This window comes from Micromonospora sp. CA-248260 (assembly GCF_050942205.1).
Taxonomy (GTDB): domain Bacteria; phylum Actinomycetota; class Actinomycetes; order Mycobacteriales; family Micromonosporaceae; genus Micromonospora; species Micromonospora antibiotica.
The window spans coordinates 274,148-295,519 of sequence record NZ_CP192021.1 but is presented as its reverse complement, the minus strand read 5'-3'; the positions used below and the strand labels follow the sequence as shown (position 1 = coordinate 295,519).

Genomic DNA, 21,372 nt, shown 5'->3' with positions numbered 1-21,372 from the left:
GGACGGTGTCGGGGTGCCTCAGCACAACTTCTCCACCACGTCCACGACGTCGGCCGCTGACGGCATGGTCATGATCTCCTGGGACAACACCGCCGCACGTTCTCGGTGGATCGGCTGGTGGAGCAGTTGGTCGACCCCGGCCGCGATCGCCTCGGCGGTGTCCTCGCCCGGCAGGAGCATGACGGCCGCACCGGAGTCGGCGAGACGACGCGACGGCGCCAGGAGTTTGGGCATGTTCGGTATCAGCAGCTGCGGCACGGCGCACGCCATACCGGTCAGGGCCGTGCCGCCGCCACCGTGGTGCACCAGCACATCGCAGTTGCGGGCCACCACGTCGAGCGGCAACCAGCCGGCCCGCACACCGAGCCGTTGCGACAGCTCGTCGCTGACCGCTGCCGGCGCCGCCACGACGACCTCGGCCCCGACCGTCTTCACCTTGCCGACGAGGTCGACCAGGTAGTCGAAGAAGTTGCCGCGGGCGACCTTCGTACCGGCTGTCACCACGATGCGGCGTTGCTCGCCCCGGACGTACATCCACGGCTCCAGTGGGCGCTGCATGTTCGTCGGTGCGAACCGCATCGGCTGGGCCGGGCCGGCGTCGGCCGGACGCAGGCTCGGCGGGCAGATGTCGATCCAGAGGTCGGCAACGGGAAGCCGGGCCAGGCCGAGGCGCTCCAGCTCCGGGCGTAGTTCCCGTTCGGCGGCCGAATCCACGACAGGTGGTTCACCGGTGTCCCAGGAGTGCCGCACGTAGGGTACGCCCAACCTGCTGGCGAGCAGCGGCGCCGCGAAGGTGAGCATGCCGCCCACCACGACGTCCGGTCGCCATTGCGCAGCGAAGTCGAGCAGCGGGTCGATGCAGGCCGCCGCCAACCGGCCGAAGGCATGACCGATGTAGATCATGTGAGCCTCCGGATCGGTCGGTTCCGTGATCGCAGCGCCGGAGCGATCGGTGGTGATGTGGTGGCGGATGGGAACCGGTGAGACGCAGAGGCCCGGCAGGCCGGCCCCGACGATGGCGGGCAGCGTCTCCTCAGTCGAGGCGACGATCACCTCGTGACCGGCGTTGCGCGCGGCGGTGGCCAGCGGCGTCAGCGGAAAGACCGTGGCCGGGCTCCCACCCGTGACGAACAAGAAGCGCATGACGATTCCTCACGTTTCGTTGACGGGGATGAGCGGGCATGCCGGGCGCGTCGGCTACGACGGTTCGACCCGGACGGCGGCGTCGGTCTCGATCCGCTTGCCCTGCGGCGGTCGGCCCCACCGGCGCATCGCAGGTGACTCGACGAGGCGGTGGAGAAGAACGGCCAGGCCGAGGCTGAGAAGGAAGGCGAGGGCGACGAAGAGCAGGCCGGCACCCCGTCCGAGGTCACGGTCGAAGCCGATGCCCGCCCGCATGACGACCAGGACGATCTCGTGCACCAGGTAGAACGCGAACGACGCCTCCCCGAGCCGACGCATGACCGGGCTGCTCAGCCACGACCGGCCCTCGCGGTCGTCGCCCACCGCCAGTGCGGGCACCAGCAGCGCCAACGGCACGATGAGGACCGCATTGACGGTGTACGTCATCGGGACGATGAGGCCGACCAGGTAGCCGACGACGGTCAGCGCGAAGGCGACGCCCCGCCCCGGGCCCACCCACCGACCGGTCAGCACGATCCTCGCCATCAGCATCCCGAGTACGAAGTCCAGGAGCCGCACCGGCGGAAAGGCGTAGAGGAACCACATCTGGTCGACGGGCTGGTCGGCCAGCACGGTGCCGGCGAAGCCCTCCGGGAACCGCGGTGACGCCGGCAGCAGCGACCCGAGCACGGGCAACGCGATCACCGTACCGGCGACGCCGGCCGCACACGCCCACAACTGCCCGGCCCTGATCCGGGCGAGCCGGGGCAGCAGCAGGGGGAACATCGCATAGAAGAACAACTCGCAGGACAGCGACCAACTGGGGCCGTTCACACTGAGAAAGACGTCCGGCTTCGGCACCCATGCCTGCAACAGCAGCAGATTGAGCAGCGCGGTGGACCACGGTGTGGAGGCGGCGGCGAAGACGAGCATCGCCAGCCCGAAGGTGACCGCGTGGTTGGGATAGATCTTGACCAGCCGTCGCCGCAGGAACCCACGGTACGTGTCGTCGGGCCGGGCGGACCAGGTGAGGACGAAGCCGCTGAGGAGAAAGAAGAAGGAGACGCCGACGGTGGCGGCGCTCTTGGTCGCATAGGTGAGCGCACCGGAGACACCGGTGCCATCGGCGAACAGCCGCAGTGTCGCCACGTGAAACAGGAACACCATCGACGCGGCGACGAATCGCGCGCCGGTCAACGATTCGAGGCGACCACCGCCTGGCCGCGCAGCACCACTAGTCAACGGATCTCCTCAGTGAACGCCGAAGTGAGGACCGACCGACCACATTCGGTCTCTTCCGGCCGACCCGGTCGGGGCACGGTCTCGACCATGGTTCGACGCGGTTGGCTGTACAGGGCGTACGACCCCGGCGGACCGCATCAGGCGGCCGGTGCGCGGGGCAGGCGGCAACAGTGCCGACGGTCAGCCGCGCTGGTATTCCAGAATCGTGATGACATCGAACCGCCGGCGACCGGGGGCGATCGGTGGGCGGCTCACGGGTAAGGCTGCCAGACCGTCGCCGACCGGTACAGGCGCGCATCTGACCATTGCCGGTCGTGGCCGGATGCGGACATTCTCACCATGTCGCGGGCGACAGCGGCACGATCGGGGTGCCGCGCCCACTGCCTGGCGACTCCCGGTTCAGAGCGAGGTCCCGCCGGCGACCTCGATGCGCTGACCGGTGATCCAGCGTGCGGCATCGGACGCCAGAAAGGCGACCACGTCGGCGACGTCGTCCACCTGACCGATCCGGCCGAGCGCGGCCTTCGACGCCAGCTCCGCCGCCGTTCCCGGCTGCCGCAGGCGGTCACCGTGAAACTCCGTGTCGATGAGGCCGGGAGCGACGCTGTTCACCGTGATCCCGCGCGGACCGAGCTGCTCGGCCAGTGCCTGACTGAAGACCTCGAGTGCCCCCTTGCTCATCGCATAACCGACGATCTCGGGGTGCGCCACCCGGGTGGCCAGCGAGGAGATGTTGACGATCCGACCCCCGTCGCGCATCAGGGGAAGGGCCCGCTGCGCCAGGAACACCGGGAGACACACGTTGATCGCGAACACCCGGTCGAGCTGTTCCGGGACGAGTTTGGCGACATCCGCCCGGCAGCCCACCCCGGCGTTGTTGACCAGCACGTCGAGCGCGGTGTCGCCGGTGTGGTGTCGGAGACCCGCTGCCAGTCCGTCGAGGAGCACGTCCAGACCCGAGTCGTGGGCGAAGTCGGCACGGACGGCGAACGCCGTCCCACCCCGGTCACGTATCAGGTCCACCGTCTCCGCAGCCATCGCGTCGTCGCGACGGTAGTGGACGGCGACCACGGTCGTCGCCGTTGCGAGCCGTACGGCGATGGTCCGGCCGATCCCGCGACTGGCGCCGGTGACGAGCACAGCGCGCGTGGTACCTCTGTCCATGTCTTCTCCCCAGAGCTGTCGTCGACGATCGGTTACGACGGAAAGTCCAACAGGCCCTCGATGCGGCCGGCCACCACTCCGGCCTCGAAGCGGCTGCTGGTGCCCAGCCTCCGCAGCAGCGCGGAGACGAGCCGCCGCAGGGTGCGGGCCGACAGTTGCAACTCGCGGGCGATCGCGGTGTCTGGCCGGCCACGTGCCCACAGCCGCAGGATCATCAGTTGCTGCTCCGTCAGGCGCAACGGGCTGTCGACGAGGTCGGTGGAGGTGTACCGGACGATCGGGTCCCGATCGTCGGGTGCGACGCCCGGCGTCATGGCGGTGGGGCTTTCCGTGGTGGTACTCCAGCAGAACTCGAAGACGCGTCGCAGCAGCGCGACGACAGTTTCCTGTCGTACGAGCAGGTGGCCGGAAATCCTATTGCCCGGACCGGTCGGCCAGATCAGGGCAAGATCGTCGTCGACGACCAGGAAACGGAACGGAACGAGCTGTGTGCTGCGCACCTGCACGCTGACCGAAGCCATTTTCTGCAATGGTCCCGCGATCCGTGCGGCGCCGACGGAGGTATTCTGTCGGATCACTCGGATCACCAGCCCGGCGTCAATGCCCGTACGGTGGCGATTCACGGCGTCGGTGACAATCTGCTGGGCCGGTGCCGGCGGATCCATCCACATCATCTCACCGGCGGCGTGAACCGCAGCGTTCTTGAGCAACTCTTCCATCCGCGACCAGCCCGCCACCTCTTCTATACCGGTGGCGCCCGCCGTGACCGGCCATCCACATGTCGCCAGGGCCGCGACCTTCGCCCGGACCGACCGGATCGCAGCCGCCGCCCCGACCTGCGCCTCTTCGTGCCGTTCCAGCAGGTCCAGCAGGGCCTCCAAAGGACGTCGATCGTCCTTCACGGTGAGAGGGCACATCGAGCCACCTCTTCCTCGTTCCATTGTCCGCCCGGGGCCACGGCCGCTACGGGCCACAAATTGGTCTACATGAGTCGCCGTAACTTTGACAAGCTGTCGTCAACGGCTGGAGGACACCGCCGAGAAGAGTCGGTACGGTGCAGTTGGCGAAGAACTCCGCCGCATCAGGCAATCCACTCGGGCCATGATCGAAATCACCTTGCCCGGAGCACGTCGATGTTCAACAGCCACCCGGGACCCAGCTGTCCGGCAGCGACGCCGACCAATCGCCGCTGACCGAACCCGCACTGGTCCCACGCACCCCGGCGAGGGCGCACCGGGTGTCGGGACCACCGGAGCCACGGCGGACGTCGAGCCAAGATCAATCGACTTCTCTCGATCACGTGGCTTGCGACGTGACCGGGTGCGCAACAGCCCCACCGAAACGGTCGAATGGTGCCGACAGAGTCGGTGCCGGCGGAAACAACTGGTGGCGATTCACCACCGACCATCTTCTCCTGGAGAGGTTGAAATATGCGCGGTATCGTTCTCGCCGGCGGCTCGGGTACGCGGCTGAGGCCCGCAACCAAGGCCCTGTCCAAACAGCTGCTGCCGGTCTACGACAAACCCATGATCTACTACCCGCTGTCCGTTCTCATGCTTACCGGCATCCGGGACGTCCTGATCATCTCCACCCCTGACCACCTGTCGCTCTACCAACAACTCTTCGAGACGGGAGCGGAACTCGGACTGAATATCGAGTACGCCGTCCAGGAAAGGCCGGGCGGCTTGGCGGAGGCATTTCTCCTGGGCGCCGACTTCATCGGCGACGAGAACGTCTGCCTGGTGCTGGGCGACAACATATTCCACGGCACCGACCTGGGCCCACTGCTTCGGGCAGAAGCCGAGCAGGTGTCGGGTTGCACGTTGTTCACCTACCCCGTCTCCGATCCCACCCGGTACGGAATCGCCGAACTGGACCGCGACGGGCGCCTGGTCCGACTGGCGGAGAAGCCGATTTCCCCGTCATCGAACCAGGCGGTCACCGGCCTCTATCTCTACACTCCCGACGTCGTGGATCACGCGCGGGCACTCGCACCCTCCGCCCGCGGTGAACTGGAGATAACCGATCTCAACAATCGTTACCTCGGTGAGGGGCGGGCCAGAATCGTCGGTCTCGGACCGGAAGCGGTCTGGTTGGACACCGGCACGCACGACAGCCTCCTGGCCGCCGGGAACGTCGTGCAGTTGCTCCAGCACCGCAACGAGCCCGTCGCCTGCCTGGAGGCGATCGCCTGGCGAATGGGTTTCATCAGCACCCGGCAGATGGTCCGGTTGACGAGGAACTATCCCGAGGGCAGTGCCGTGGCCACCTACCTGGCAGGGCTGCTCGCCCGGGAACCTCTCGGCTTCGAGGCCTTCGCCTGACCCGCAGCACGCCCCGCCGCTGCTGGCGCGTGGGGACGTCGGGGCGACCCCGGCGCCGACGCCACCGCCTGCCAGGCAGCCGGCCCGGCGGTGGCGCAGCCGGCCCGGCGGGAGCGCAGCCGGCCCGGCGGGAGCGCAGCCGGCCGGCGAACATCCCGGCCCGACCCGGGCAGACCGTCCAGCGCGCACGTCCAAGTGCGGAACTACGCACTCGCCCACCCGAAGAGTCCTGTCATCGATCGCTCGACGACGGCGATCAGCACGACGTTCAGCAACTGAAAGGAGTCTGCCGTGACCGAGAAGGCATTCCGGTACGACGTCCTCGCCGACGACGAGATCCGCGTGCCGGACGGATTGCGCGACGTGTGGCGGGGATTCAAGGAACCGCCGCACCAGCAACCGGTCTGGCGCAACCGCCACCTGCTCGAGTGGGCCCGCGCCACCCTGGCCTGGAGCGCACCGCTGGTCACCTCGCCTGAGGTCGAGGAGCTGAGTCGCCTGCTGGCCGAGGTCGCCGACGGCCGGCGTCGCGTCCTGCAGTGCGGTGACTGCGTCGAGGATCCCCGGGAGGCCACGGCCACGCACGTCCGCGACCGGATCCGTCTGATCGACGAACTCGCCGCCCTGATGACGGCTGGTTCCGGGCTACCGGTCCTGCGGGTCGGACGACTGGCAGGTCAACTGGCCAAGCCCCGCTCCGAGCCGTTCGAGCGGGTGAACGGTGTGGACCTGCCCGCCTTCCGCGGGGCGCTGGTGAATCGCCCCGGGCACACCATGGCGGACCGCTCCCCGGACCCGGTGCGTTTGTACCACGGATATCGGATGTCTCGCGCCGTGCTGGCGCATCTGGAGTTGCTGGGCCGCCACCCCGGGCAGGCGGGTGTCGACCCGGTGTGGACGAGTCACGAGGCGCTGCTGCTCGACTACGAGATTCCCCTGCTGCGGCGGGCCCCCGGCGGCAGTTCGTTGCTGGCCTCGACACACTGGCCCTGGATCGGTGAGCGCACCCGGCGTCATGACGGGGCCCACGTCCAGGTGATGGCGGCCGTCGACAACCCGGTGGCATGCAAGGTCGGCCCGGGAATCAGCGCCGGTGAACTGCTCGAGCTGTGCGCGAAGCTCGACCCGCAGCGCCGTCCGGGCCGGCTCACGCTGATCGCGCGGCTCGGGGCGGGCCGGGTGACCGACACACTGCCGCCGCTGGTCCGAGCCGTACGCCGGGCGGGGCATCCGGCAATCTGGCTCTGCGATCCAATGCACGGCAACACCATCCGTAGCCCCAGCGGTCGCAAGACGCGCTCCGTGGCCGACGTGGTCGCCGAGGTCGAACGCTTTCAACTGGCGGTCCTCGCCGGGAAGGGCGTACCCGGGGGACTCCACCTGGAAACGACACCCAACACCGTCGCCGAGTGCGTGCCGGTCGCCGGCAACGAACCGGCTGGTCCGTTCACGACCCTCTGCGATCCACGGCTCAACGGGGACCAGGCCGCCCGGGTGGTGTCCGCCTGGCACGCCTGAGGACCGCGTACGCCCGTCCGGCTCCGCAGCCGGGCCTGCTCGTCGCGGCACCGGGTGGGCAGCCGGTCCGGTGTCCGTGGACACCGGTGACCGGCTGCGCCACCCGGCCGCCCGGCTCAGCTCACGACCGGCTTGCGCCGTGCCGGGAGGAACATCGCGGGCACCGCGGTCAGCACCACGACCCCGACGACCACCCAGAAGGTGGCGTGGAAGCCGCCGAGCTCACTGCCCTGCTGCCGGGTCAGCGGTTGCAGCAGCAGGGCGACTGCCGCGGTGCCCACCGCGCCCCCGATCTGCTGGATGATCGCGTTCGCCGTGGTGGCGGCCGGGACGCGCTCCTGGCTCAGGGAGTGATAGAGCGTCAGCATGGTGGGTGACACCACGAAGGCCAGGCCGATACCACGGACGAACAGCGCGGCGACGATCAGCCACTGCGCCGATCCGGGTTCGGCGAAGGCCAGGGGGACGGTGGTCACCGCGACCACCGCCAGCCCGCCGAGGACCATCACCCGGGAGTTGTGTTTCAGGTCCACCATCTTGCCGACGACCAGCACGGCGACCAGCATCCCGGCGCCTTGTGGAGCGAGCGCCAGGCCGGCGTCGACCGCACCGCGGCCGTCGCCCTCCTGTAGGAGCAACGGGACGAGGAAGACGACGGCGAACAGGGCCGCGTTGTTGAGCAGGGTGATCGCCGTCGAGGCGGTGAAGGCGCGATCCCGGAACAGGTCGAACTCGACGACTCCGGTACGCGTGGCGCGGCTCGCCCGGATGCCGTGCCAGGCCAGCGAGACCACGCTCAGCAGCAGCGGTGCCCAGACCCGCACGGCGGTGGGTGGGGTTCCGTCGACGAGCATGCTCAGCCCGTAGAGCAACCCGGCGATGCCCAGACCCATCGTGACGAGGCCGAAGACGTCGAGTCGTGGCGCGTCCTGCCCCTTGCGGTTGGGCAGGTGGCGAGCGGACAGGATCACGGCGACCAGCACGATCGGCACGTTGACCAGGAAGGCCCAGCGCCACGACAGGCTCTCGATCAGGACCCCGCCCACCACGGGCCCCAGAATGGGCGCCATCTGCACCGGAATGGCGATGACGGCCATGGCGCGGCCCATCCGCTCCCGTCCGGCGATCTCCACCACGAGGATGCGCATGAGCGGGAACAGCATGCCCGCGCCCAGGCCCTGCACCACGCGGAAGAGGATGAGGCTGCCCAGCGACCAGGCCAGCCCGCAGGCCAGGGAGCCGACCAGGAAGACGCTCAGCGAGGCGACCCAGGTCGCTGCCGAACCGAAGCGCTGTGTCGCCCACCCGGTGGCGGGGATGACGACCGCCATCGCCAGCAGATAGGCCGTGGAGGCCCACTGCGTCTGGGCCAGGGTGGCGGAGAACGCAGCCGACAGGCTGTGTACGGCCACCCCGATGATGGTGCTGTCCAGCAGCCCGACGAATCCTCCGAGGGCCAGGAGCATCACCTTGCCCAGTAGCGCCCGGTCCAGGCTCGGTGGCGGGCTCTGATCTGTCGTTGCCTGGTCCGTACTCATCGTGTCTCCTCGTCGGGACGGGTGACCTGCCGGATGAAGGTCTTCTTCACCTCTCTACCTATAGCATATAGCCGTTTGCCTTAGGTGATTTGTGTTGTTACAGTCGCTCCATGAAGCAGCTGGCTGAGGCCGCGATCCGCGATTCCTTCATAAACTGCTCAAAGGGAGAGTCACGACGCATCTCGCTACCGCGGGAGGTGGAGGAGCTTCCGTGGAAGCACCTCGACTTCCTCGGGTGGACCGACCCGCGGGCACCCGAACGCAGCTACCTCGTCTGGCAGCAGGGCGAGGACGACGCGCCGATCGGCGTGATGCTGCGACACCCGGACAGGCTGCCGGGCCTGCAGCGCAACATGTGCTCGCTGTGCCTCACCACCCACGGCTCGGGTGGTGTCACGCTGATGGCAGCGCGCAAGTCCGGTCCGGCCGGACGCAAGGGCGACACCGTCGGGCTGTACATGTGCGCCGACCTGAACTGCTCCCTCTACGTGCGGGGGCTCAAAGCCCTCCCGCCAGGGTTGCGGATGGAGGAGACGCTCACGGTGCCGGAAAAGGTGGAGCGCATCAAGAGTCGGGTGGCGGCGTTCATCCAGCAGGTCGCCAGCACGTAACCCTGGTCGACGCGCGCCGCTGCGCCCGGACGGTGAACCCCGGGCGCAGCGGCGCGGGCCGCCCTCAGTAGACCGGCATGGAGGGATCCAGCTGGTGCGCCCACGCGAGGATCCCGCCTCCGACGTGGACGGCGTCCGGGAGACCACTGCGGTGCACGAGGGCCAGCACCTCCGCCGACCTGATCCCCGACCGGCAGATCAACACGACCCGGCGGTCGCGCGGAAGGCGCTCGGCGGCGTCCCCGCTGAAGAACTCGCCCTTGGGGATCAACGTCGAGCCGGGCAGGTGCACGTAGTCGTACTCCTCGGGCTCCCGTACGTCCACCAACGCGAACTTCTCGCCGCCTGCCACCAGGTCGCGCAGGGCGAGCACCGAGATGGTCCCGCCCCGGGCGGCTTCGGCCGCCGCCGGTGACAACAGACCGAAGAACGGCTCCGCCGCAGTCAGTTCGGCCGGCCGGTCCACACCGGGCCGGCGTTCGTACGGCCGGACCGAGCATTCACCCAGCGTCGCATCGTACGTCATCACACGACCCACCAGCGGCTCACCGGTGCCGGTGAGCAGCTTGACCACCTCCATGCTCATGGCCCCGGCCAACCACCCGCCCCACAACCGCAGCGTCCCCGACATGCCCCGGAAGTAGGCGGCTGGCCGCTCGTGGTGCAGATCGCGGAAGCCCGGCCCCTGCCCGTCCCAGAACACCGACAGGCGAGCCCGGCCGCCGTCCAGCTCGCCCCACACGAAGGGGATCCCGGCTCGGGCGCACACGTCGTCGACGAGCTGACAACGGGCGGCGTCCTCGCCGGCACAGACAACCAGGTGGTACGAGTCGACCATGGACTCGGCGTTCGCGAGGTCGAAGCGCCCGGGCACCACCTCGGCCCGCAGGGCGGGACGCGTCCGCCGTAGAGCGGTCACCCACGCCTCGGCGCGGGTGGCGCAGCCGCCGTCCGGAATGCCGAGGTGATCGTCCCAGGGCTGTGGGGGCGCGGCGTCGACGACGCCGATGACACCGACGCCCGAGTCGGCGAGGTGGGCGGCGACGAGCCCACCAACCTCGTCCGCGCCCACGACGAGAACGCGGCCGGCCGCCAGTCGCCGCTGACCGGTCGATCCGAAGCCGCCGAGGATCAGCTGGTGCGCCTGCCGAGCGGCCTCGCCGTCAGGAAGGGCGGCCGCAGGCTCGACCAGGGCTGGAAAAGACATGGTGCTCCTTTCGAAAGGCAGACATACCGGACGGTCAGGATCGGGCCCAGTCCGGGATCGTCACGATCTCCAGGACGGCCGCGCCCCAGTTGAAGCCGTAGCCACTCCCGGCCAGGACGACGTGGTCACCCACGGCCAGGCACCCGGTGGTCAGCAGATGCTCCAGACCGGCCACCTGGTCCCCCGCGCCGAGGTGTCCCACCCGACGCCCGAACTCCCAGGTGGTCCGGTCGTCCGGGACACCCATCTCGGCCAGCATCGTCCACCAGCGGACCGTGCGACCGTTGTTGGGCAGGACGAAGCGCCGCACGTCGGCCGCGGCGACCTTGGCCTCGTCCAACGCCTGACCGATCGTGTCGCAGAACCCGCTGGCGATCCGCTGGGAGATGTCCTCGAGATCGTCGAGGTTCTTGCGCATGAACCGGGCCTTGCGGCCCCGCAGGTCGAGGGGCTTGTCCCCGGCGTGCGGCGCGTCCTTGAGCCGGGTGCCCCGATACATCGCCTCCAGCGACGGGTCGGCGTTGAGCACACAGGACAGCACCCGGGCGAAGCCGGGCCGGGAGCTGAGCAGGAGCGCGGTGCCACCGTCCGCCATCACCGTCCCGCTCTCCGTACGAAATCGGTCGAAACCGGGGAGGCAGAATCGTTCGCCGGTGGTCATCAGCACCGTGGCGTCGTCCGGACAGGCGGACAGGAAGGACGCGCCGATCAACAGACCGGCCAGACCTCCGTTGGACTTCTGGTCGATCTCCATCGCGGGAGCGCTGCCGCCGATCGTCTGCTGTTGCACGTACGAGGACGGCGTCCACACGTCCTGCCCCTGGAAGTACGTGCCGTGGTGCAGCAGGAGCCGGACGTCCGCAGCGGACGGCTGACGCCGGTCCAGGGCCTGCCGTGCGGCCGCGACGGCCAGGTCGGGTGCGAACTCGTCGTCCGACACGCACACCGCGAGCAGCGCGTTGCCCACGTACTCGGCGTCCGGGTAGCGGCCGTCCGCGACCGCCTCGCGGAGGTCCAGCCTACGGCCGAGACGGACGCCGACCGAGTCGAAGTAGACCTCGTTCATCATCAAGGCGAATGGTCCTTCCGCGGAAAGAGGGACAGCAGCCGCAAGGGCGAGGATCGGGCTGACGTTCGCGCCGAACGCAGGGGCACCGTAACAGCCGGAAATACCTGTCCGGATCACCTGCACGCAATTTTGAACACCAGTTGACGCGCCCCGCGAAAACCGCTATCGCTGGCACGGCAAGGCAACCGCATGGACTCGGAGAAGGAGATCCCGTGGCACCTCGAAAAACTGATGTCGTGATCGTCGGAGGCAGCACCGTCGGGTTGTTCACCGCGATGTTCCTGGCCCGGTCGGGGGTCTCGACGCTCCTCGTCGAACGGCATCCCGCACCGCTGCGTCACCCCCGCGCCATGGGCATCGGGCCCCGGACGGTGGAGCTGCTGCGGACCGCCGGGATCGCCGACGAGGTGGACCGCCTGTGCGTGGACATGTCGGGTGGCAACCTGGAGATGATCAGCACACCGACCCTGGCCGAGGCGGACCTGCCCGCGCTGGCCCGGCAGGCGCCCCCCCGCGCCGAGCCGTTCCGGCGGACGACGCCGCAGATCCTGCGGGGCACCTGCCCGCAGGGACGGCTCGACCGCGTGGTCATCGACCGCGCCAGGGCACTGGGAGCCCGCCTCGAGTTCTCGACCGAGCTCACCGGTTTCGAGCAGGGACCGGACGGGGTCACCGTGAGCCTGACCGGCCCACAGGGGCCGTACGAGGTGGCCTGCGACTACCTCGTCGCCGCCGACGGCGCGCGCAGCGGCGTGCGAGAGGCCCTCGGCATCGGCGTGACCGGCCGGGGCGCCATCGGCGATCCGCTGGTCAGCGTGCTGTTCCAGGCAGACCTCGACGAGTTCACGCAGGGCCAACCGTTCGTCATGTGCGACATCACCACCCCGGAGGCGGCCGGTGGCCTGCTGCCCGTGGACGGGCGGGGCGAGTGGCTCTACGTCGTTCGGTACTCGCCCACCGCCGGCCAGCACGCCGAGGACTTCACGCCCGAACGGTGTCGGAGCCTGATCCGCGCCGCAGTCGGCCGCGCCGACCTCCCGGTGGCGGTGATCAGCACGCTGACCTGGCAGGTACGGGCCGCACTGGCCGATCGGTTCCGCGCCGCCCGCGTCTTCCTGGCCGGCGACGCCGCGCACGTCGTGCCGCCGGTCGGCGCGTTCGGCATGAACACCGGGGTGGCCGACGCGCACAACCTCGCCTGGAAGATCGCGCACGTGCTGGCCGGTTCAGCCGGACCTGACCTGCTGGCCACCTACGAGGCGGAGCGCCGCCCGGTCGCCCGGACGGCTCTGGAACAGTCGACGCTGCGCCTGGCGGACCCGTCCCTGCACTGGGCCACGGGCAGTGCCGGGGCGCGACGTCGCGCCGACGCCGGTGCCCTGCACGCGCCCGTGGTGCACCTCGGCTACCGGTACGCGTCGACAGCGGTGCTGGATCCGGTGCCGGCGCTGCCCTCGACCGAGGAGGTCGAGCTCGACCTGGACGGCGCACCCGGTTCCCGCCTGCCGCACCGCTGGTTGCGGCACGACGGCGCCACCGTGTCGACCCTCGACCTGGTCGGCTACCGGCTCACCCTGTTCGCCGGCCCGCAGGGTCAGGCCTGGCACGCCGTGGCGGACGAGGTCAGCCGACGGCTCGGTCTGCGGCTGGCGGTGCACTGCATCGACCAGACGTCCGGCGGGGACCCGGAAGGTTCGTGGGCCGCCTCGGTGGGGATCGACGGGTCCGGCGTCCTGTTGGTGCGCCCGGACGACTTCGTCGCGTGGCGGGCCCGGCGTATCGGGCCCGCCTCGGCCGACGACCTGGAGAAGGCACTGCTCACGATCCTGTCGCGGACCCACTGACCGCGACCGCATCCGTACAACTGCGGAATCCCGCAGTTGCCGGGCTGGACCGCCAATAGTTGGTCTGGCATGGTTGATTTCGCGCCGGACCTGTTTCAGCGGTCGGCCGACAAGCAATTCCACACGCATCTCGGCGCACACCATCCGCCACTCCTGCGGCATGGTTGAATTGTGGCGCCGGCAGACGAGAAGCGGACTGCTGATGGATCGATCTTCGGTCGCGTACCACAATTCCTGGAACACTCGCGAAGATGTGTCCGGGGGTCTCGCCGACGGTCTCGACGGCGACCGGGGCCTCCCGGCGTCGCTGGCCCGCCATTCCACCGAGGCCGAGCCGGACGTCGTGGCCTTCTGGCACCGGATGGCGCTCGCGGCGCCGGCCGCCGACGCGCCACGCCCCGGGCGCATCCCGGTACCGGCCGAGCTCCATCCGGTGCTGCAACTTCTCGAGGTGGCCTGCCGGGGGTCCCGGCACGGTGGGATCTCGGTGCCCTCGGCCGGGGCGCTCTACCCGTACGAGCACGCGGTCGTCGCGGAGCACGCCGGAGAACTGGCGGTCTTCGCGGTGGACGCCGCACGCCGGTCGGTCCATCTGCAGTGCCGCATCCGACCAGCCGAGTGGCCTGGTGGCCTGCCGCTGCCGGGGCCCGGCAGGACCCTGCTGCTCACCAACGTGCGCCCGTGGCTGTCGATGCGGAAGTACGGCGACCGCGGTTACCTCTACGCACACCTGGACGCCGCCCACCTGAGCACACATCTGCTCTGTCTCGCTCAGTCGCGCTTCGAGCGGACACGCGGCCTGACAGCGCGCGAGGTTCGTCCGCTGGATCAGGTGCTGGGGTTGCCGGGCCGCTGCCGCTTCGTCCACAGCGCACTGTGGCTGGACTCGCCGACCGCTCCGTCGTCCGCACCTCGGGAGAGCTGGGCCTGCGTCGACCAGCACGGGGCCCCGCTGAGGCAGACGCTGCCCGAGCACCCCGAACAGCAGTGCTGGCAACGTCTTCCGGCCCGACCGCAGCCGGGAACGCCCGTCGCGGACAGCGGCGCCGGGTCGTTCACCGCAGCCCGGGTGGCGGCTGCCGGCCCGGTCGCCGGACAGTTGGCCGTGGCGGCGCCGCGACGACGCTCCGCCAAGGACTTCACCGGCGAGACGGTGCCGGTGGGCGACGTCCGCCGGGCGCTGAGGGCCACGGGGACCCGCCTGCCGTGGGACCTTCCCGTGACCGGCACGTTCGGCATCACCGTGCTCGCCCGCCGGGTGGCAGGGTTGGCGGCCGGGGCTTACCGGGTGTACGACGGGACGCTCGCCCCGGAGCCGGTGGCGGAGCACGTGGTCGACGGTGACGAACTGGTGCGTATCTGCATGGGTCAGGAGCACCTCCGACATGCCGCTGCGGCGGTGGTCTTCCACGCCCCCCGGGACGCCATCTTCCAGCTCGGCATCGACGGCGTGGACGCGGCCCTGTTGCGGGCGGGCGTACTGGCCCACCTGCTGTGTCTGGGTGCCGCCGACGCGGGACTGGCGATCACCACCATCGGCGGGTTCGACGCCGCCGGTTGGCACCGGGTCAGTGCGCTGCCGCAGAGGGACGAAGCCCTGTACGTGGCCCTGGTCGGTCAGGCCGGCGTCGTGGCGGTCAAGCTCGACCGGCTGCAACGCGCCTACGCCCATGACGAGGCCTGAGACATGCTGATCGAGGTGATCGACGACGCCGCCCGACGGCACGGCGACCGGCCGGCGGTCTCCGACCGGCAGACCACACTGACCTACGGTGAGCTCATCCGGTCGAGTGCGGTCTGGGCCGACACGTTGGCCGGGTTGCTGCCGGGTGGAGACCGTGGCCGCATCGGAATCCGGGCCGGCAACGGTGTCGCCTACGTGGTCGCCTACCTGGCCGCCCTCCGCTGCGGCGCGGTCCCCTTCCTCATCGACCGGGTCAGCGGGGTGCAGGAGACAGCGGCGATCCGGGAGGACTGCGGCCTCGACCTCCTGGTGCACGACTCCCCCGCGCCCGGCTGGGGCACCCCGCGTGGTGAGCTGGGCACCCTGACCGTCACCGGCGCCCCGTCCGCCGGTCGCGCCGCACTCGACCCGCAGACCGAGGTCTGCCGTTTCACCTCCGGCTCGACGGGGCGGCCCCACTGCATCGAGTTCCGCGGGCAGGCGGTGCACCGGGCCGCCGTCAACTGGGCGACGGGGACGGGCCTGGACGCCGACGACAGCATCGCCTGCTTCGCGTCCCTGTCGAACGGCCTCGCCTTCAACACCTCGCTGCTGTCGGCGTTCCTGGTGGGCGCCCGGTTGCACCTGCCCAACGGTCTGCCGTCCGGCAGTGCGGTGGGCCGGGCGGTCGCGGCGTGCGCCGCCACCCGGCTGGTCGGCTTTCCCGCACTCTACGACTCGCTGGTACGCCGACCGGTGACCGACGGCTCGTTCAGCCGGCTACGCATGGCCATCTCGTCGGCGGCACCGCTCGATCCCGGCACGAAACACCGGTTCGTCGAGGCGACCGGGGTGCCGCTGCGGAACTACTTCGGCGCCGCGGAGGCCGGCCCGCTCACCTTCGCCACCGATCCACTGACCGACCTGGGCCTCGGTGGGCCGCTGCCGGGCGTACTGCTGCGCGCGGGGACCAGGGCGAACCCGGGTCCCGTCGAGGTACGCAGCGAGTCCATGGGCACCCGCTACCTCAACGCCCCGGGGCTGTTGGAGAGCCGGATGACCGACGACGGTCACTACCGCACGGGTGACCGCGGCTACCTGGCCGACGGCAGCCTGTTCCTGAGTGGACGCAGCCACCGGGTGATCAACGTGGGCGGCCGGAAGATCGATGCCACCGAGGTGGTGGAGGCCCTGCGGGCGGCTGCCGGTGTCCGCGACGCCGTGGTGCTCCAGGTGTTGGACCGGCACGGCGTGCCCGCCCTGGCTGCCGTGCTGGCCGCCGACGACTCGCTGGACCCCTCGGGGCCACGACGCTTCCTGGCCGGCCGGCTCGCACCGTACAAGATTCCCAGCCTGGTCCGTGTCGTCCCCGAGATCCCCCGGGGGTCCGCCGGCAAGCCGGCGATGGCGGCCCTCGAAGGACTGTTCGCCGTCGACCGCACCGACGGCTGAGACGCCACGTATCGATCCCGATAGCCGCAATGTGCAAGGAGATGGTCATGTCGGAAAGCGGCACCAGAATTCGACAGAAAGTCGCGCGCATCATCACCGAGTCGGCCGAGGGCGGGCTCAGCGAGGCGGACCTCGACCGGGCCGGCGGATCGCTTCCGGCGCTGGGGTACTCGTCGCTGTCCTACATCCGCATGATCGACGCGATCGAGAACACCTTCGGCATCGAGATCGACCAGGACGAGGAGGATGATCGACTTCGGTCGGTCGACGGCATCGTCGCCCTGGTCGCGGCACAGGACGAGTCGGCGCATGTCTGAGCCGGTACTGGGAGTGGTCGGCCGGGGCCGGCTCGGCACCGCGGTGCGCGACCTGGCCCGGGCCGAGGGGCACGAGGTACGCGTCTACGCCTCCCGCGCCCTGCCCGATCCACGCACCGAGACGGCACCCGACGTCGTCGTCGACTGCTCCGCGCCCGCGGCGTTGACCGGCGTCGCCGAGCTCTGTCACCACTGGCGTCGCCCGCTGGTCCAGTGCGTCTCGGGACTGGACGAGCAGCAGGAGGCCGTGCTGGGCCGGCTGGGCCGGTCCGTCGCCGTGGTGGCCGCCCCCAACCTGACCCTGGGAAACTACCTGCTGAGCAGGGCGGTGCGGTGCGTCGCCGAGGTGGTGACGACCATGGCGCGGGCCGGCGTCACCGGGGCGGTCCCGGAGGCCGCCGTCTTCGAGCGTCACCCGGCCCGCAAGGCGCACCGGCCCAGCACCACGGCGGTTCAGCTGAGCCGGTTGTGGACGTCGCTGACCGGGCACGAGGTCAGCGACGTGGCCTCGCTACGCGCGGGCGACGCGGTCAGCGACCACGAGTTGCGACTCGGCTGGGACGGGCAGTCGCTCGCCCTGGTGCACACGGTGGGGTCCATCCGGACCGCCGCCGCCGGGGCGATCGGTATCGCTGCCGCGGCCACCAGTCTGCCGGTGGGCGTGCACCACGCACACGACGTCTTCGACCAGATGCTGGCCGTCATGGGCGGCGACGGCGGAAAGGACCAACGATGAGCCCCGAGGCCGACCAGGTGACTCCTCGTCCGGTTCCGGCGCACCTGAGCAGGCAGATCGCGTACGGCGCACGCATGCTGTCGCTCGACGGTCACGACGACTTCAACCAGGGTCAGATCTCGGCACGTAGGCCCGGCTCGGACGTGTTCTTCATCAAGAACGCCCTCTGCGGCTTCGACGAGGCGACCCCGTCCCAGGTGGTGGCCGCGTCGACGGACCCGCACGCTCCGGTGGACCCGTTGGCGCCCCCCGAGCTGCCGCTGCACCAGGCCATCTACCGGGCCCGCCCGGACGTCAACGGGATCGTGCACAGCCATGCGCCGTACACGCTCGTTTTCGGCGCCACCGATCTGCACCTGCGGCCCCTCTCGCACGACGGCTCCTACTTCACCGGCCGGCTCGGGCTGTTCACGCAGACCAGCAACACGGTGCTCGACCAGTCGACCGGCGAGGCGATCGCCAAGAGCCTCGGCAGCGGCGAGGGTCTGCTGCTGCGCAACCACGGCGGGGTGGTGGTCGGTCGGAGCGTCCGGCACGCCGCGGTGCTCGCGCAGGTCCTGGAGCGGGCGTGCCGCCTGCAACTGCTGGCCGAGCAGACCGGCGTGCCGTACGTCTGGGCCACCGACGAGGACGTCCAGCTCAAGCGCGACTTCATCTACGCCGATCTGTCCATCCGGTCGTACTGGGAGTACGCGGTCCGCCGGGTCGACGCGACGTGGCCGGCGGCGGCCCGGTGGTGACGGGGCGGATCCCGCAGGGAGCACCTCCGGGGGCGGCGGAGGCGACGGAGGTCCGGGACCTGCTGTCGCTGGCCCGGGAACTGGCCGACAAGGAGCTGTCGCCCCTCGTCGACGAGTTCGAGGCACGCGGCAGTTTTCCCCGGGACCTGCTCCGCACGCTGGGCCGGGTGGGCCTGCTGGGCCTGCCCTACCCGGTCGAGTACGGGGGTGGCGGTCAGCGGTACGAGGTCTACCTGAGCGTGTTGGAGACACTCGCGAGCCGTTGGCTGGCGGTGGCGCAGTCCGTCAACATCCATGTGTTGTCGTGCTACCCGTTGGCCCGGTGGGGCAGTCCGGAGCAGCGCAGCCGTTGGTTGCCCGACATGCTCGGCGGTGACCTGCTCGGTGCCAACTGCATCTCCGAGCCGGCGGCCGGGTCGGACGTCGGCGCGATCGCCTGCGCGGCCCGCCTGGACGAGGCCGCGGGCGTCTACGTCGTGGACGGCACGAAGGCCTGGACGAGCCATGCCGGCGTCGCCGACTACTACAACGTCTTCTGCCGCACCGGTGGCGAGGGCGTACGGGGACTGTCGGTGTTGCTCGCCTCCGCCGACACGCCGGGTGTCTCGCCGCAGCGGCCGGAGCGGAAGATGGGGGTGCAGTCGTCGCCGACCGCCTCCGTCGTGCTGGATGCCGCGCGGGTGCCGGCCGACCGGCTGATCGGCCGACGCGGCAAGGGCTTCCTCATCGCGGCCGGGCTCTTCGACCGGGGCCGCCTCGGCATCGCCTCCTGTGCCGTCGGGCTCGCCCAGGCAGCCCTGGAGTACGCCACCGCCTATGCCAGGCACCGGCGGCAGTTCGATCGTCCGATCACCGACTTCCAGGGTGTGGCGTTCCTGTTGGCGGACATGTCGACGGAGATCGCCGCGGCGCGGGCCCTGGTCCGGGAGGCCGCTCGGGCCCTGGACGAGGGCCAGCCGGACGGCGTCGTCACGGCGATGGCCGCCCGGGCCAAGCTCTTCGCCACCGACGTGGCGATGCGGGCGACCACCGACGCCGTCCAGGTGCTCGGCGCGTACGGCTACGTCCGGGACCATCCGGTCGAGCGCTGGATGCGGGAGGCCAAGCTGCTGCAGATCATCGAGGGGACGAACCAGATACAGCGCGTCGTGATCGCACGGTCACTGTGACCGCGGTCCGCACCTCGACTCCGGCTGAGGAGCACAGATGAGCGAGTCCACCGACGTCGCGGACGTCGTCATCGTCGGCAGCGGCCTCACCGGTGCCGTCTACGCGCGGCTGGTCGCGGACACCGTACCGGCCGTGCGCATCCTGATCGTCGAGGCTGGTCCGGCGGTGACCGAGCCACCGGGCCGGCATCTGAGTCACGTCACGGATCCGGGGGAACTCGACCGGGCCCAGGTCGCGTCACAGGGGCCGCTGCGGGTCCGGCATGGCACGACGGTCGCCTCCGGCATCGCCCACAACGTTCCGCGTGGTCAACGTGACGATGCCTTTCTCAGCCGTCCGGGCCTGTTCCCGGTGGACCCGGGCGGCTCCCTCCCCGCCGCGCAGGCCGCCTGCAACGTCGGCGGCATGGCCACCCAGTGGTTCGCAGCCTGCCCACGGCCCGCCGGTGCCGAGCGCATCGACTTTCTCGACCCGGCCGTGCTCGACGGGGCGCTCGGGGTCGCCGAACGTCTACTGCGCGTCTCGGCACGGCAGTTCGCCGACTCGCCCGTCGAGTCACGGATACGGCGACGGTTGGGTGCCGCACTCGACGACGGCCGCGCTGCGCACCGGCGCGTTCAGCCGTTGCCCATGGCGCTGACCGTCGAGCACGGGTCGGTACGGCGGGCCGGTGTCGACGTGGTCCTCGGCGGGCTGCTCGGCGACCGGCACCGCCACGTCGCGTTGCGTACCCGGACCCTGTGCAGCCGGGTCCTGACCGACGACGGTGGCGTGACCGGGGTGGAGCTGCGCGATCTCGCCACCGGATCGGTTTCCACCGTGCGCACCGGGCACGTGGTGGTCGCCGCAGACTCGCTGCGTACCCCGCAACTGCTGTTCGCCTCGGGCATCCGGCCACCGGCGCTGGGTCGGTACCTCAACGAGCACGCTCAGGTGTCGCTCGCCGCCGAGCTGCACGGTTTCGCCGGTGAGGTGCCGGCCGGCCCGGCCCGGGGCGTCACCTGGATTCCCTACGACGACCTGACCTTCCCGTTCCACGGGATGGTGACTCCCCTCGATCCGACCACCTTGCCGGTCCCTGCCCCGCACCCCTGGGCCGCGGTGCACCTCTTCGTGCCGCAGGACGTGGCTGCGGGCAACCGGGTGACCTTCAGCGATGACGAGCGTGACTGGGCCGGCCTGCCGGTGATGCGGCTGCGTCACCGGCCGAGCCCGGCAGACGGGGCCACGATCGAGGCGGCGCGGGAGGCGGTGCTGCGGCTGAGCCGGCTGCTCGGCCGGCCGGTCGAGGGCGAGGTGCCCTGGGTGCATCCGCCCGGCAGCTCCCTGCACTACCAGGGCACCGTACGGATGGGAGTCTCGGACGACGGCACCAGTGTCTGTGACCCGGTTTCGCAGGTCTGGGGTGTGCGCGGGCTGTACGTGGCCGGCAACGGTGTCATCCCGACGCGTACGGCGTGCAATCCGACCCTCACCAGCATGGCTCTGGCCGTGCTGGGAGCGCGGGATCTGTGCGACCGGCTGGGGCGGCCGGCAGTCGTCGGCGCTGCCTCGGGGGCCGCGTCCGCGGCGGTGAGGTGAACCGGCTCTCCGGCCCGGGGCCCGCGCTCACCGTGTCGAGGAAACCAGTCCGTGCCCGTCGGGCGTGCACTCAG

18 protein-coding genes are annotated in these 21,372 nt (G+C 70.5%); 11 read left to right on the top strand and 7 right to left on the bottom strand.

What is annotated here, in order from left to right:
* Positions 1-18: 18 nt before the first annotated feature.
* The 4 genes from ACQP2H_RS01460 to ACQP2H_RS01445 form a co-directional block, all read right to left on the bottom strand.
* Positions 19-1,143, bottom strand: coding sequence for a glycosyltransferase (locus ACQP2H_RS01460; RefSeq protein WP_433230587.1), 1,125 nt, complete (start codon positions 1,141-1,143; stop codon positions 19-21).
* A 54-nt stretch (positions 1,144-1,197) separates the two neighbouring features.
* Entirely contained in the window at positions 1,198-2,319 is a 1,122-nt protein-coding gene (locus ACQP2H_RS01455; RefSeq protein ID WP_357532887.1) for an acyltransferase family protein, read from the bottom strand.
* Between the two features lie 444 nt (positions 2,320-2,763).
* Positions 2,764-3,528, bottom strand: a complete 765-nt coding sequence (locus tag ACQP2H_RS01450) for an SDR family NAD(P)-dependent oxidoreductase (protein ID WP_219465658.1) — start codon at positions 3,526-3,528, stop codon at positions 2,764-2,766.
* Between the two features lie 32 nt (positions 3,529-3,560).
* Complete coding sequence (locus tag ACQP2H_RS01445; RefSeq protein WP_363818066.1) at positions 3,561-4,430, bottom strand: helix-turn-helix transcriptional regulator; 870 nt, start codon at positions 4,428-4,430, stop codon at positions 3,561-3,563.
* A gap of 528 nt (positions 4,431-4,958) precedes the next feature.
* On the opposite strand from ACQP2H_RS01445, the gene rfbA reads away from it, so the two are divergent.
* Positions 4,959-5,852: a glucose-1-phosphate thymidylyltransferase RfbA gene (gene rfbA / locus ACQP2H_RS01440; RefSeq protein ID WP_219465654.1), complete on the top strand. Its 894-nt coding sequence runs from the start codon at positions 4,959-4,961 to the stop codon at positions 5,850-5,852.
* Positions 5,853-6,143: 291 nt separating this feature from the next.
* Entirely contained in the window at positions 6,144-7,370 is a 1,227-nt protein-coding gene (locus ACQP2H_RS01435; RefSeq protein ID WP_219465652.1) for a 3-deoxy-7-phosphoheptulonate synthase, read from the top strand.
* Between the two features lie 116 nt (positions 7,371-7,486).
* Here the strand turns inward: ACQP2H_RS01435 and ACQP2H_RS01430 are convergent, their stop codons facing one another.
* Entirely contained in the window at positions 7,487-8,908 is a 1,422-nt protein-coding gene (locus ACQP2H_RS01430) for an MDR family MFS transporter (RefSeq protein WP_219465650.1), read from the bottom strand.
* A 110-nt stretch (positions 8,909-9,018) separates the two neighbouring features.
* Here ACQP2H_RS01430 and ACQP2H_RS01425 point away from each other — a divergent pair, with 110 nt between their 5' ends.
* Entirely contained in the window at positions 9,019-9,519 is a 501-nt protein-coding gene (locus ACQP2H_RS01425; protein ID WP_219465648.1) for an FBP domain-containing protein, read from the top strand.
* A 64-nt stretch (positions 9,520-9,583) separates the two neighbouring features.
* Here the strand turns inward: ACQP2H_RS01425 and ACQP2H_RS01420 are convergent, their stop codons facing one another.
* Positions 9,584-10,726 (bottom strand): ThiF family adenylyltransferase, encoded by a 1,143-nt coding sequence (locus ACQP2H_RS01420; protein WP_433230580.1) that lies wholly within the window; start codon positions 10,724-10,726, stop codon positions 9,584-9,586.
* Positions 10,727-10,760: 34 nt separating this feature from the next.
* Positions 10,761-11,795: a ketoacyl-ACP synthase III family protein gene (locus tag ACQP2H_RS01415; RefSeq protein WP_363818056.1), complete on the bottom strand. Its 1,035-nt coding sequence runs from the start codon at positions 11,793-11,795 to the stop codon at positions 10,761-10,763.
* Between the two features lie 236 nt (positions 11,796-12,031).
* Here ACQP2H_RS01415 and ACQP2H_RS01410 point away from each other — a divergent pair, with 236 nt between their 5' ends.
* The 8 genes from ACQP2H_RS01410 to ACQP2H_RS01375 all read left to right on the top strand — a co-directional run bounded on the left by ACQP2H_RS01410 (position 12,032) and on the right by ACQP2H_RS01375 (position 21,298).
* Complete coding sequence (locus ACQP2H_RS01410) at positions 12,032-13,639, top strand: FAD-dependent monooxygenase (RefSeq protein ID WP_433230577.1); 1,608 nt, start codon at positions 12,032-12,034, stop codon at positions 13,637-13,639.
* A gap of 202 nt (positions 13,640-13,841) precedes the next feature.
* Positions 13,842-15,323 carry a nitroreductase family protein gene (locus tag ACQP2H_RS01405; RefSeq protein WP_433230574.1) on the top strand — a complete coding sequence of 494 codons (1,482 nt, stop codon included), beginning with the start codon at positions 13,842-13,844 and terminating at the stop codon, positions 15,321-15,323.
* Positions 15,324-15,326: 3 nt separating this feature from the next.
* Positions 15,327-16,754, top strand: a complete 1,428-nt coding sequence (locus ACQP2H_RS01400) for a class I adenylate-forming enzyme family protein (protein WP_433230572.1) — start codon at positions 15,327-15,329, stop codon at positions 16,752-16,754.
* A 47-nt stretch (positions 16,755-16,801) separates the two neighbouring features.
* Positions 16,802-17,071: an acyl carrier protein gene (locus ACQP2H_RS01395; protein ID WP_208565400.1), complete on the top strand. Its 270-nt coding sequence runs from the start codon at positions 16,802-16,804 to the stop codon at positions 17,069-17,071.
* On the top strand, positions 17,064-17,807 hold the full coding sequence (locus ACQP2H_RS01390; RefSeq protein WP_219465641.1) for a dihydrodipicolinate reductase C-terminal domain-containing protein: 744 nt from the start codon (positions 17,064-17,066) through the stop codon (positions 17,805-17,807). The genes ACQP2H_RS01395 and ACQP2H_RS01390 overlap by 8 nt, the downstream gene beginning before the upstream one ends.
* Positions 17,804-18,547: a class II aldolase/adducin family protein gene (locus tag ACQP2H_RS01385; protein ID WP_219465640.1), complete on the top strand. Its 744-nt coding sequence runs from the start codon at positions 17,804-17,806 to the stop codon at positions 18,545-18,547. Before ACQP2H_RS01390 ends, ACQP2H_RS01385 begins: the two co-directional genes overlap by 4 nt.
* On the top strand, positions 18,544-19,716 hold the full coding sequence (locus tag ACQP2H_RS01380; protein WP_308290970.1) for an acyl-CoA dehydrogenase family protein: 1,173 nt from the start codon (positions 18,544-18,546) through the stop codon (positions 19,714-19,716). Before ACQP2H_RS01385 ends, ACQP2H_RS01380 begins: the two co-directional genes overlap by 4 nt.
* A 37-nt stretch (positions 19,717-19,753) precedes the next feature.
* On the top strand, positions 19,754-21,298 hold the full coding sequence (locus ACQP2H_RS01375) for a GMC oxidoreductase (protein WP_357532878.1): 1,545 nt from the start codon (positions 19,754-19,756) through the stop codon (positions 21,296-21,298).
* The last annotated feature ends 74 nt before the right edge of the window (positions 21,299-21,372 follow it).